Raw genomic sequence first — 11,732 nt, 5'->3', positions numbered from 1 at the left:
GGCCGGTTCCCCCGGACCGGCCTCCCCAAGAGCCCGACACCCGCCTACGGATCCGGCTCGAAACCTCTGCGCCCAACTGAACGGACCGGTTCGAGAGATTTCTCCGCCCTGCGGAACGAACCCGCTTCCGGTTCTCCGCGTCGAGCCGAACGAATCCCGGCTCAGGAGGCCTTCTGCAAGGAGGCAAGTCGAATCGAACCCCGCCGGACGAACGCAGTCCGTTCTCCTTGATGCGCCCTCGGCGGGTCGACAGCCGGTTCTGTCGGCGTTCGGGAGTACCTTCACCGGGTGACGACGAGCAGCGGCGTTCCGGCGCGCATCGAGACTTCAGAGACCGAGGTCCTCATCACCTGGGGTGAGCCCGGCACCACGACCGCGGGGCTGGCCGAGACGCTGTCCACCGTCCTGACGGTGGCCCTCCGTTCGGGTGTTCCCGCCTACCCCCTGGTCGAGGAGCTCCTGGACCTCCGTTTCGTCCCGCACGGCCCCACCGGCGACTCTTTGGTCCCCTCGGCGTCATCCGTCGCCGACCACGTGGCCCGCCGTCTGGCGTTCCATCACCTCACCCCGGAAGAACGTCACAAGCTAGGCATTTCCGCACCCGGCTCCCCGTGGCCCGACGCTTACACCCAGGCTCCGAACAGCTGACACCGCCCACTCCGTGCTGCCGGAAAGCTCCTTTCCAGCGGCACGGCCGCATCTATGCCAGGCCTCTCAAAGACGCCAAGAGCCGCCCGGTAGCGGCAGTACCCGGGGCCTCCAGTCGCAAGGCCCCCTCCGGACGCGCGGCCGCTCTCCAAGGATCTGCCTCTGCTCTGTAAGCATGACCCCGCACCGTAGACCCGACTCTGCTTCTGTGAGCGCGGCCCGCTCCGTAAGTACGCCCCTGCTCCACAGACGCGGCCTCGCATCGTGGACATGGCCCTGCTCCGGAAGCGTCGCCCCTGTCCCGCAGACGTGACCCGCTCCGTGGACGCGGTCCTGCTCCGTAGGATGGCCCCGCTCCGTAAGTGCACCTCTGTCCCATAGGCATGGTCCCGCACCGTAGACGTGACCCCGCTCCGTAAGTGCGCTCCTGCTCCGTAGGTGCGGCCCCTCTCCGAAAGCGTCACCCGCACCGTAGACGTGACCCCGCACTGTGAGCACGGTCCCTCACCGTGAGCACGTCCCCGCACCGTAGACATGACCCCGCACCGTAAGTGCGCTCCTGCTCCGTAGGTGCGGCCCCTCTCCGGAAGCGTCGTCCCGCACCGTAGACGTGGCTCCGCACTGCAGGCACGGCCCCGCAAAACGTCGCCCCGCACCGTGAACATGGCCTCGCACCATAAGTGCAGCCCTGTAGGCGCGGATCCGCTCGTGTGTTGGTTCCTTTCACCGGCGTTCGGGCTTCGAAGGGATTCGGTGCTGCGGCGGCAGGTCTGGCGGGCGTCGGTGCAGCCGCCGGTCACGGCTCCGGGGGCGTCGGCGCCGAGTGGGGTCGTCGATGTGACCGCCGTCGGACGTGCGGAGGGCGGGGGAAAAGACGCCGTGGCCGGGTGGACGGGTCAGAGGGTGGACCGGAGGAAGGTCCAGGCGTCGGTGACGATCTCGTGGAGGGAGCGGTGGGCCTTCCAGCCGAGGTCCGCGGTGATGCGGGCGGAGGAGGCGACGAGGATCGGGGGATCACCGGCGCGGCGGGGGAAGGTCGTCACCGGGATGGGGTGGCCGGTGACGTCGCGGGCGGTGGTGATGACCTCGTTGACCGAGTAGCCGGTGCCGCTGCCCAGGTTGTAGACGCGGTGCGTGCCGGGAGCGGCGGCTTCCAGGGCCAGGAGATGGGCTTCGGCCAGGTCCGCGACGTGCAGGTAATCGCGGATGGCGGTGCCGTCCGGAGTCGGGTAGTCGGTGCCGTAGAGGTTCACCGAGGGGGCCAGGCCCGCGGCCACGCGGAGGACGTTGGGGATCAGGTGGGTCTCGGGGTCGTGGCGCTCTCCGAAACCGGCGTAGGAGCCGCCGACGTTGAAGTACCGGAGGCTGATGGCGGCCAGGCCGTGCGCGGCCGCCTCGCCCTGGAGCGCGTAGTCGACGGCGACCTTGGACTGGCCGTAGGGGTTGATGGGGACGGCGGGGGTGTCCTCGGTGATCGGTTCGTCGCCTGCGATCCCGTACGTGGCGGCCGTGGACGAGAAGACGATGCGGCACACGTCCGTCTGGCGCATCGCTTCGAGCAGGCTGAGCGTCCCGGAGACGTTGTTGTCCCAGTACAGCTCGGGCTTCGCCATCGATTCGGCGACCTGCGACTTGGCCGCGAAGTGCATGACGGCGTCGTATCCGCCCTCGCCGAGGACGTCTCCGGCCTGCTTGATGTCCGCCTGGACGAACCGTGCGCCCTCCGGTACGGCTCCGGCCACACCGGTCGTCAGGTTGTCCAGCACCGTCACCGTGTGCCCGGCTTCGAGCAGCTGCGCCGTGACGACCGACCCGATGTAGCCGGCTCCTCCTGTGACGAGCACCTTCATGACCATCCTCCAACCTGCCCGTTCGGGCTTCCAAAGGTTTCCCAAGTAGTTCACAACCGGCTGAGAGCAGAATCAGCGAGGCGCACGAAAACGGGAGGAAACCATGAAGGGTCCGTGCCTGATGATGGCGCTCCTGCTCACGATGGCCGTCCTGGGCACCGGCTGCCAGGCGCGAGGCTACGCGATGCCGGTGGAGACGGCGCAGAGCGTCCCCCGATGACGAAGAAGGCCCGGACGCGGCCGGGCCCTCCCCGTCGGTCTTCGCCTCAGAGCTGCTTTTCGTACCCGGCGAGCCGGACGCAGGTCGCCAGGCCCTCGATCGCCACGTCGAGCTCGGCGGGGATCGGGTAGGTCGGCGCGATCCGGATCGTCCGGTCGGCCGGGTCGTCGCCGTAGGGGTGGGTGGCGCCGGCCGGGGTCAGCGCGACGCCCGCTTCCTTGGCCAGCTGGACGACGCGCTTGGCGCAGCCTTCCGGCACGTCCAGGCTGATGAAGTAGCCGCCTTCGGGCTTCGTCCACTCCGCCAGGCCCGTCCCGCCGAGCTCCCGGGTGAGAATGTCGTCGACGGCGTCGAACTTCGGCCGGACGATCTCGGCGTGCCTGCGCATGTGCGCGGCCAGTCCTTCGGCGTCCTTGAGGAACTGCACGTGCCGCAGCTGGTTGATCTTGTCGGGCCCGATGGTGCTCTTGCCCAGGAAGCCCGTCATCCACTTGATGTTCGCCTCGGACGAGCCGAAGAACGCCACGCCGGCGCCCGCGAACGTCACCTTCGAGGTGGATCCGTAGACGAACACCCGGTCGGGGTTCCCGGCCGCTTCGGCCTCGGCGAGGACGTCGAGGATCTCCGCGGGCTTGTCAGTGAGGTGGTGGACGGCGTAGGCGTTGTCCCAGAAGACGCGGAAGTCGGGGGCGGCCGTCCGCATCCGGGCCAGCCGGCGCACGACCTCGTCGCTGTAGGAGATGCCGGACGGGTTGCTGTACTTGGGCACACACCAGATGCCCTTGATCGTGGCGTCCTCGGCGACGAGCCGTTCGACGACGTCCATGTCGGGGCCTTCGGCCGTCATCGGCACCTGGATCATCTCGATGCCGAAGCGCTCGCAGATCGCGAAGTGCCGGTCGTAGCCGGGCACGGGGCACAGGAAGGCGACGCGCTCGCCGTCCGACCAACGCCCGGTGCCGCCGGGGACGCCGCTCAGCAGCGCGTGGACGACGGTGTCGTGCATGAGGGTGAGGCTGGCGTTGCCGAGCGCCAGCAGCCGCTCAGCGGGCACCTGGAGCCCCTCCGCGAAGATCTCGGAGAGCTCGCGGAGGCCGGTGAGCCCGCCGTAGTTGCGCAGATCGGTGCCGTCCGCGGACTTGTAGACGCCCTCGCCGGGCAGCGTCAGCAGCTCGTTGGAGAGGTCGAGCTGGGCGGGCGCGGGCTTCCCCCGGGTGAGGTCCAGCTTCAGCCCACGGGCCTTGAAGGCCTCGTAGTCCTGGCGAGCCTGTTCGTGGAGTTCGGCCACTGTCTGAGAAGTCACTACGCGTCCCTCTGGAGATGCCGGTCCTGGCTTAGGCAGGATATCCAAACGGTTCGCGCGATCAGCTGAGCCGGGCATTCTTGGTGGCATGACGTACCGCGTGACCTTTGTCTGCACAGGGAATATCTGCCGCTCCCCGATGGCCGAGCACGTCTTCAGGAAGCATGTCGAGGACGAGGGCCTGGATGTGGAGGTGGACAGCTCCGGGACGGACGGATGGCATGCCGGCGACCCTGCGGACCACCGGACGGTGCGGATGCTCCAGCGCGGCGGTTACACGAGCGCGCACCAGGCGCGGCAGTTCCGTGAGGACTGGTTCGACCACTACGACCTTGTCATCGCCCTGGACGAGGGGCACTACCGCGATCTCCGGGCGCTCGCTCCGCGGGAAAAGCAGCGGGCCAAGGTGAGGCTGCTGCGCTCCTACGATCCACAGGCTGTGGATCTGAACGTTCCCGACCCGTACTACGGCGACGACACCGGCTTCGAGGAGTGCCTGGAGCTGATCGAGGCCGCGATGCCGGGGCTGCTGGACGAGGTGCGCAAGGCGTCGCGGTGAGGCTCCTCGGCCTCCGCGTCGTACGGTTGCGGGATCTGGGACGCAGCCACTCCTGGACGTTGCACCATGCGTCTCTGGAAGACGGGCGCGAGGTCTTCGTCAAGAAGGGCGGCGACTTCACGGCCGAGGCGAGCGGGCTGCGCTGGTTGGGCGGCCCGTCCGCGGAGGTTCTCGAAGTGGGCGAAGACTTTCTCGTCCTGCCGTGGCTGCCGGCCGAACCCGCCACCGTGCCGATGGTCGAGAAGACGGCGCGGGCCGTGGCGGGCATGCACCGGCGCGGTGCTCCCCGGTTCGGCGCCGACTGGCCCGGGAACATCGCCGACCTTCCGCTGGACAACTCTCCCGTGGACGGCGGTTGGCGGGAGTGGTACGCCGAACGCCGCGTGCTGCCGTACGCCCGGATGGCACGGGACCAGGGCGTCCTCACCTCCTCGGACGTCCGGGAGGTGGAGGCGGCACTGAACCGTGCCGAGCAACCGGAGGAGCCTCCTTCGCGCGTCCACGGCGATCTGTGGGGCGGCAACGTCCTGTACTCGCGGGGCAGGGGATGGCTGATCGATCCTGCTGCGCACGGCGGCCATCGCGAGACGGACCTCGCGATGCTCGCCCTCTTCGGCACATCACACCTGGACGCGTTCCTGAAGGCGTACGACGAAGCCGCTCCACTGGCCGAAGGCTGGCACGAACGCGTCCCTCTGCACCAGCTTCACCCTTTGCTCGTGCACTGCGTCCTGTACGGGGGCTCGTACCGGGAAAGCGCGTTGGCCGCCGCGAGGTCCGTTTAACGGCCAAGTAATGTGATGTTCATGGGCATGGTGATGGCTGTCAGCTTCACCCGTTATGGACGTCTCTACTACCTGGATCCGGGGCAGCACACCCCCCGGGTGGGGGACCGGGTGCTGGTGCCCACCGAGTACGGCCCCGAGGTCGCCGAGTGCGTCTGGGCGCCCCAGTACGTCACCGACGACCTCGACGGCCTGCCCGTCTGCGAGGGGCCGGCGACGGACGAGCACCTGGCCCGCGACGAGGCCAACCGGATCCGCCGCGCCGAGGGCAAGGCGATCGCCAAGAAGCTCATCCGGCAGCACGGCCTCCCGATGAAGGTGATCGGGATCGACTACCTGAACGAGGCCAACACCTACCGCCTGTACTTCTCCGCTCCGGGACGGGTCGACTTCCGGGCGCTGGTCAAGGACCTCGCCCGCGGGATGCAGGCGCGCGTCGAGCTCCGCCAGATCGGACCGCGCGACGAGGCGCGGCTGCAGGGCGGCATCGGCCCCTGCGGACGCGACCTGTGCTGCGCCACGTTCCTGAAGGACTTCGAACCGGTGACCGTCCGGATGGCCAAGGACCAGGACCTTCCGGTCAACCCCCTGCGGATCTCGGGCGCCTGCGGGCGGCTGATGTGCTGCCTGAAGTACGAGCACCCGCTCTACCAGGAGGCCAGGGAGCGCATGCCCTCCATGGGCGCCGAGGTCGCCACGCCCGAGGGCCCCGGCCGGGTCGTCGGGCTCAACGTCCCGTCCGACCAGGTGACCGTCAGGCTGGACTCGGGACGGCGCTGCTCCTGCCCGTCGGCGTCGGTCTGCTCGCCCCGGCAGCAGCACGACGAGCGCTATTCCGACTGACCTTTCCGACATCACGGACAGTACGCGTGCGGGGACTAACGGTTTGTCGGCGGGGTGATGTAACCATGGAGGGGCACATCGACGAACAGGGGCGCGGGCGTGAGAGTACGGGGAGTGGCCGCGGGGGTCGTGGCCTTGGCGCTGGCGGCGGCCTGCACCGGACGGAGTGACGCCGAGCCGGGGACGGCGCCGCAGAGCGGTTCCGTCGTCCAGGTGCCGGCCGCGCCCGGCGCCCTCGACTGGACGGACTGCGGCGGCGGGTTCCAGTGCGCGAAGCTCCAGGTGCCGCTCGACTACGCCGACGCGGACGGCGAGCAGCTCACCCTCGCCCTGATCAGGCAGCCCGCCAAGGGCAAGAAGATCGGCTCCCTGCTCACCAACCCCGGCGGCCCCGGCGGCTCCGGTGTCGACTTCCTCCGCTCCAGCGCGGCCTCGTTCGGCGAGCAGCTCCAGCAGCGCTTCGACCTCGTCGGCTTCGACCCGCGCGGCGTCGGCCAGAGCAACCCCGTGGAGTGCCTGACCGACGGGCAGCTCGACGAGTTCCTGGCCACCGACGTCTCCCCCGACGACGCCGGCGAGATCGACGAGCTGGCCGAGGAGAGCCGCGGATTCGCCGAGGGCTGCCAGAGCAGGTCCGCCAAGCTCCTGCCCCACGTCGGCACCCGCAACGCCGCCCGCGACATGGACCGCATCCGCCAGGCCCTCGGCGACGAGAAGCTCACCTACTACGGCGCCTCCTACGGCACCTACCTGGGCGCCTGGTACGCCGAGCTGTTCCCGCAGAACGTCCGCGCCCTCGTGCTGGACGGCGCGGTCGACCCCAAGGCGTCCTTCGCCGAGATCAACCTCCAGCAGGCCAAGGGCTTCGAGACCGCCCTGCGCGCCTTCACCGCCGACTGCGTCAAGCGCGACAAATGCCCCCTGGGCAACAACGTGGACGCCGGCCTGAAGAAGATCAAGAAACTGCTGGACTCCACCGACCGGCGGCCGCTGACCAACGGCACCGACTCCCGCGAGGTCACCGAGTCCCTCGCCACCCTCGGCCTGGCCACCCCCCTGTACCAGAAAGAGGCATGGCCGCTGCTGCGCTCCGCCCTCACCCAGGCCTTCGCCGGTGACGGCAGCACCCTGATCCGCTTCGCCGACCTCCTGGTCGAGCGCGAGGAGAACGGCACCTACTCCAGCCAGACCGAGAGCAACATGGCCGTCAACTGCGTGGACAAGCCCACCGGCGGCCTCGACGAGATCAGGCGGCAGGCCGCCCGCGCCGCCAAGGAGGCACCCCGCTTCGGCGAGTTCATCGTCTGGGGCGCCCTCCCCTGCACCTACTGGCCCGCCAAGGCCACCGAGCCCACCCGCGCCCTCAACGCCAAGGGCTCCGCCCCCATCCTCGTCGTCGGCACCACCCGCGACCCCGCCACCCCTTACCAGTGGTCCAAGAACCTGGCCTCCCAGCTCGACAAGGGCGTCCTGCTCACCTACGACGGCGACGGCCACACCGCCTACCTGACCGGCTCCAAGTGCATCAGCTCCGCCGTCGACTCCTACCTGGTCAAAGCCACCCCACCCGCCTCGGGCACCACCTGCCGCCCCTGATCCGCCCACGCACTTGCCCGACCCTGTAGACTGCTACCCGCACCGGCTGAAGCCGGAGCTGCCGCCTTAGCTCAGTCGGCCAGAGCGACGCACTCGTAATGCGTAGGTCAAGGGTTCGATTCCCTTAGGCGGCTCCAGCTCGCAAGGCCCTTCCCGTGATCGGGGAGGGCCTTGGTCGTTCTCCGGGCCCGGCACCCGGGTCTTCGGTTCCTCCGAGCCGGCCGACCGCCTTCTTTCGGCCCGTCGTGAAGAACGGCCGTTGTGTCGGTACTGCTCCAAGTCCGGCGGCCTGCACGTCCATCGTCAGGGTGCGGGTGGCGAAGGATGCTTCGGACAGCAGCGGCTCGACTTCGAGCTTCCCGTCACCCCGTTCACACGCAGTTTCGAGATCTTCATCCGGGTCGCGGCCTCGGACCACAGCCTGGGCTGGGAGGCCGTCTGGCGATGAGGCCGCATCCCACCGCCACCCGGTTGGCTCCTCGCGGACGACGCGAGACTCCCTTCGGCTTCGGCACGGGGGATGCCCCTTGGGTGATCGCCCGGCGGTTCGGCTCTGCCCGGCTGCACGATCAGGTCGGGCCGATGCTCGACAGGATCGTCTGAGCGAGGTCATGGGGACGGGTGAACTGCGGCCAGTGGCCCGTGGGCAGGTCGACGCATGTGAGGTCGCGGGCCTTGGCCAGCTCCCGCAACATGGGTTCTTCCCGTCGCAGCCACTCCCGCAGTGTCGTGCTCGGGAACTCGCAGGCGATGACGGTGACGGGGATGCCGTGGCGGCGTTCGTCGAAGAGCCGCTGTGGATCGCGTGCGACGTGTACGGGCGTGGGGATCGCCCGTTCGCGGAACGTCGCGCGCGTCCCCTCGTCGAGATCGACGAGGGACTCGTCGTCGAAGAACGACCAGTCCGGCAGCGGGACCTCTCCGCCGACGGCGGGGAGGTCCTCATTGACGGCGGTGCCGTCGTTGAGCGGACAGGTGTCCACATAGACGACACGGGCGACGCGGTCGGCACGGGCGTCGGCCGCGGCCTGGGCCGCCGCACCGCCTCCGGAGTGCCCGACGAGCACGATCGCGTCGGCGGGGTCCAGGGCGTCGATCAACTTGACGACCGCGTCGGCGTTGTCGCGCAGCGTGATCCCGGAGCGGTCCGCGCCCTTCGATTCCATCCCCGGCAGTGTGACCGCGTGGGCGCGGTGGCCCGCCTCCTCCAGAACAGGAACGACCTCGTCCCATGACGAGCCGTCGAGCCAGAACCCCGGAATCAGGATGATCTCCATGTCCGAAAGGTACCAACCTGTCACCGCGTTCGGACATCGGGCGACGGTGACCCGGATACGGTGCGGCCCGGTTCCGGGTGCTGAAGGCGCCTGCCGGGCGGTCATCGGGAAACGGCGGCACGTGCGGACCGCACCACGGGCCTGTTCCGGTTCCGGAGGTCTCAGTGCGGTGGGGACGGCCGCGGGACGCGTCCCGGGAGGGAAGGGACGCTGCTCACTGGGGGGCGGGTGGGGTGGGGCGGCAGGGTTCTCCGGGAACAGGGACTGGAGAAGAACATGCGTATCGCACAGGCCGTGGTGGCTCTCGTCGGCGCGGGGCTGTTGAGCGCCTGCACGTTCAACGCGGATCTCGGGACCGGTGGGCCTACGGGCGAGCCGTCGAGCCGGGCGACGGCGCAGACCGGCGTCGACGTGCCGGAGCAGCAGGTGCCGCTGGACACCCGGCCTCAGGCGCGGCGGGTGGCGGCGGCGGAGCAGGCCGGCGGGCTGGTGAAGCTCACGGGGCAGGGCGCGGTCAGCGGCGTCGTCGTCGACCCCGGCGAGATGCGCCCCGACATGACGCTGGTGATGGAGAACTACGAGGTCCCGGCGCAGGACGAACCCGTGCTGGTCATCGCGGTCGACAACGTCCCCGAGGAGACGAGCACGCGGCGGCAGCACCTGTGGCGCGGGCTGCTGGAGCACATCGGCTGGACGCACGGGAACATCACCGCCGAGCCGTACGAGCCCGGCAAGTACGGAGGTTCGGTCGAGTGCTTCCTGGCCTCGCTCGCCGAGACCGGCAACGTCGTCTGCGGCTGGGCCGATGAGAACACCGCGGGCGTGGCGCTGATCCCCAACAGCGATCTGGCCACCGCGGCCTCCGTGTTCGTCGCCATGCGCGACGACATCGAGGTATGAGAACTCCGCGTCCGGGCGGGAACCGCCCCCACCGCCCGGACGCGGTCGCTCAGCGGACGGCGCGTACGGCGTTGACGATCCCGACGCCGTAGAACCCGTTGCGGGCACGGGTCCCCTCGCACTTCTGCGTGGTGCTGCCCGTCTCGCCCGTGGCGGTGACCCACTCGTACTTGTGGTTCGCCGGGGTGGGGCAGGGGCGCGGCACGGCCGAGGCGCGCAGCCGCGCCGTCACCTTCCGCGGGTCCATGGTCAGCCCGCCGCCGGGCGCGGGCCTGCCGAAGCGGCTGATGATGAGGGCAGCCACCCCGGCGACGTGCGGCGCGGCCATCGAGGTGCCCTGCAGGGAGACGTAGTAGGCGCCGCCCTGCCGGATGACGTAGGAGACGGTCGGCTTGCCCTTGGCGTCGAGCCTGTTGTTCTCGCGTGCCACGTTCTCGGGGTAGGCGGCCCAGATGCCGCCCTTGTCGTCGACCTTCCTGGCCCTGTTGTCCAGCTTGTCGCCGCCGGGGGCGGCGAACATCACGTAACCGAGCCCGTAGCTGGAGAAGTAGGACTTGCGCCGCGTCGGCCCCGTGGACGAGACGGAGATGACGTGGTCGCCCTCGGACGGCTGGGAGACGCAGCTCGGCGGGATCTTCCGCTCCCGCGGCTTCTGGCCGGCCTTCACCGCGAAGTTCGGGCTGGACGCGTCGGTGACCTCCTTGCTGTAGTCGGCCTGCCCGTTGCCGGCCGCCGAGATCAGCGTGACGCCCTTGCGGTGGGCGTAGCGCAGCGCCCGGTTGGTCGCCTCGATGACCGTCTTCTGCTGGAGCCGGTCCTCGGCGCTGTCCGCCGGGTTGTCGAGGCAGTTCCACGCCCACGGGTCGATGTAGTACGACATGTTGACCACGTCGATGCCCTTGTCCGCCGCGTACGCCAGGGCGTCCAGGGTGGGCTTGAGGAAGAAGTAGCCCGAGTCCTGGCCCGTGCGCAGGTTCACCAGCGAGACGTTCGGGGCGACGCCCGCGACGCCCTTGCCGTTGCGGGGCGAGGCGATGGTGGACGCCACGTGCGTGCCGTGCTCGTTCTCGTCGACGTCCACCGGGTCCTTGCAGGACTTGTCGGACTCCTCCGAGCACGGGCCGTCGAGCTTCTTGCCGTTGGCGTCCGTGGGGACGTCGACGGTGAAGTTGCGGCTCAGTTTCCGGTTGAAGTTCGGCGCGATGTCGGGGTGGTCGCCGTCGATGCCGGTGTCCATGACGCCGACGAGCACGCGCCTGTCCCCGCGTTCGAGGCGGTGCAGCCGGTCCGCGCCGATCTGCCGGAGGTTCCACTGGAGCGCGTTCAGCGGCTCTTTCCTCGTCCTGGGACGGGGCTTGGGCGGGCTGGGCGGCGCGCCCGTCCCGAAGAGCCTCTCCGGCGAGTTCGCGAACTTCTCGGCCGCGCCGGGCAGCGCCCCGACGACCCGGTTGGTGGTGGCGCCCTCCAGCAGCGAGGCGGCGTCCACCCGCTGCAGGAACCGCCGGTCGGTGGTGCGCACCATCGCGATGCCGAGGGCGGTGTTCTCCTCGACCACCCGCCCTCCGGCTGCTCTGACGGCCGCACGGGCCGCGTCGGGGGCCGCTCCCTCCTCGTAGAGGACGACGTACTCCTGCTCGGCCTGTGGTTCCGCCCGCACGGGAACCGTGAGCAGGGTGGCCCCGACGACGACCGCCGTGGATGTGCTGACGAGAACGTGCCGCATTCCCTCTCCCCGAAGCTGGATTCGATCC

10 protein-coding genes and 1 tRNA gene are annotated in these 11,732 nt (G+C 69.7%); 7 read left to right on the top strand and 4 right to left on the bottom strand.

Annotation, left to right across the window (positions count from 1 at the left end):
* The first annotated feature begins 288 nt into the window (after positions 1–288).
* On the top strand, positions 289–648 hold the full coding sequence (locus C2865_RS05385) for a TSCPD domain-containing protein (protein WP_106397120.1): 360 nt from the start codon (positions 289–291) through the stop codon (positions 646–648).
* Between the two features lie 896 nt (positions 649–1,544).
* Here C2865_RS05385 and galE read toward each other — a convergent pair.
* Both galE and C2865_RS05375 read right to left on the bottom strand, forming a co-directional pair.
* On the bottom strand, positions 1,545–2,498 hold the full coding sequence (gene galE / locus C2865_RS05380; protein ID WP_198652934.1) for a UDP-glucose 4-epimerase GalE: 954 nt from the start codon (positions 2,496–2,498) through the stop codon (positions 1,545–1,547).
* Positions 2,499–2,764: 266 nt separating this feature from the next.
* On the bottom strand, positions 2,765–4,021 hold the full coding sequence (locus C2865_RS05375) for an aspartate aminotransferase type Ic (protein WP_232835369.1): 1,257 nt from the start codon (positions 4,019–4,021) through the stop codon (positions 2,765–2,767).
* A gap of 139 nt (positions 4,022–4,160) precedes the next feature.
* Between C2865_RS05375 and C2865_RS05370 the strand changes: the two genes are divergently transcribed.
* From C2865_RS05370 to C2865_RS05350, 5 genes are all read left to right on the top strand, one after another.
* On the top strand, positions 4,161–4,580 hold the full coding sequence (locus C2865_RS05370) for a low molecular weight protein-tyrosine-phosphatase (protein ID WP_232835368.1): 420 nt from the start codon (positions 4,161–4,163) through the stop codon (positions 4,578–4,580).
* Positions 4,577–5,365 (top strand): fructosamine kinase family protein, encoded by a 789-nt coding sequence (locus tag C2865_RS05365; protein ID WP_106397116.1) that lies wholly within the window; start codon positions 4,577–4,579, stop codon positions 5,363–5,365. Before C2865_RS05370 ends, C2865_RS05365 begins: the two co-directional genes overlap by 4 nt.
* A 21-nt stretch (positions 5,366–5,386) precedes the next feature.
* A complete protein-coding gene (locus C2865_RS05360; protein WP_232835367.1) occupies positions 5,387–6,208 on the top strand; it encodes a PSP1 domain-containing protein in 822 nt (273 codons plus the stop codon).
* Positions 6,209–6,307: 99 nt separating this feature from the next.
* Entirely contained in the window at positions 6,308–7,804 is a 1,497-nt protein-coding gene (locus tag C2865_RS05355; RefSeq protein WP_106397115.1) for an alpha/beta hydrolase, read from the top strand.
* A 60-nt stretch (positions 7,805–7,864) separates the two neighbouring features.
* Positions 7,865–7,941: transfer RNA gene (locus C2865_RS05350), tRNA-Thr, on the top strand.
* Between the two features lie 432 nt (positions 7,942–8,373).
* On the opposite strand, the gene C2865_RS05340 is transcribed toward C2865_RS05350, so the two are convergent.
* Entirely contained in the window at positions 8,374–9,081 is a 708-nt protein-coding gene (locus C2865_RS05340; protein WP_106397113.1) for an alpha/beta fold hydrolase, read from the bottom strand.
* Positions 9,082–9,357: 276 nt separating this feature from the next.
* On the opposite strand from C2865_RS05340, the gene C2865_RS05335 reads away from it, so the two are divergent.
* Positions 9,358–9,981 carry a hypothetical protein gene (locus C2865_RS05335; RefSeq protein WP_106397112.1) on the top strand — a complete coding sequence of 208 codons (624 nt, stop codon included), beginning with the start codon at positions 9,358–9,360 and terminating at the stop codon, positions 9,979–9,981.
* Positions 9,982–10,030: 49 nt separating this feature from the next.
* Here the strand turns inward: C2865_RS05335 and C2865_RS05330 are convergent, their stop codons facing one another.
* Positions 10,031–11,704: a S8 family peptidase gene (locus tag C2865_RS05330; protein ID WP_106397111.1), complete on the bottom strand. Its 1,674-nt coding sequence runs from the start codon at positions 11,702–11,704 to the stop codon at positions 10,031–10,033.
* Between the last annotated feature and the right edge of the window lie 28 nt (positions 11,705–11,732).

Source organism: Actinocorallia populi (genome assembly GCF_002995495.1).
GTDB lineage: Bacteria > Actinomycetota > Actinomycetes > Streptosporangiales > Streptosporangiaceae > Actinocorallia > Actinocorallia populi.
The sequence above is the reverse complement of the archived record's forward strand: the minus strand, read 5'-3'. Positions and strand labels throughout refer to the sequence as shown.

What these genes read in the sequence shown, in the direction of transcription:
- C2865_RS05370 (WP_232835368.1), top strand. Translation starts at nt 4,161, where the DNA reads ATGGCCGAGCACGTCTTCAGGAAGCATGTCGAGGACGAGGGCCTGGAT.
- C2865_RS05340 (WP_106397113.1), bottom strand. Translation starts at nt 9,081, where the DNA reads ATGGAGATCATCCTGATTCCGGGGTTCTGGCTCGACGGCTCGTCATGG.
- C2865_RS05335 (WP_106397112.1), top strand. Translation starts at nt 9,358, where the DNA reads ATGCGTATCGCACAGGCCGTGGTGGCTCTCGTCGGCGCGGGGCTGTTG.
- C2865_RS05360 (WP_232835367.1), top strand. Translation starts at nt 5,387, where the DNA reads ATGGGCATGGTGATGGCTGTCAGCTTCACCCGTTATGGACGTCTCTAC.
- C2865_RS05330 (WP_106397111.1), bottom strand. Translation starts at nt 11,704, where the DNA reads ATGCGGCACGTTCTCGTCAGCACATCCACGGCGGTCGTCGTCGGGGCC.
- galE (WP_198652934.1), bottom strand. Translation starts at nt 2,498, where the DNA reads ATGAAGGTGCTCGTCACAGGAGGAGCCGGCTACATCGGGTCGGTCGTC.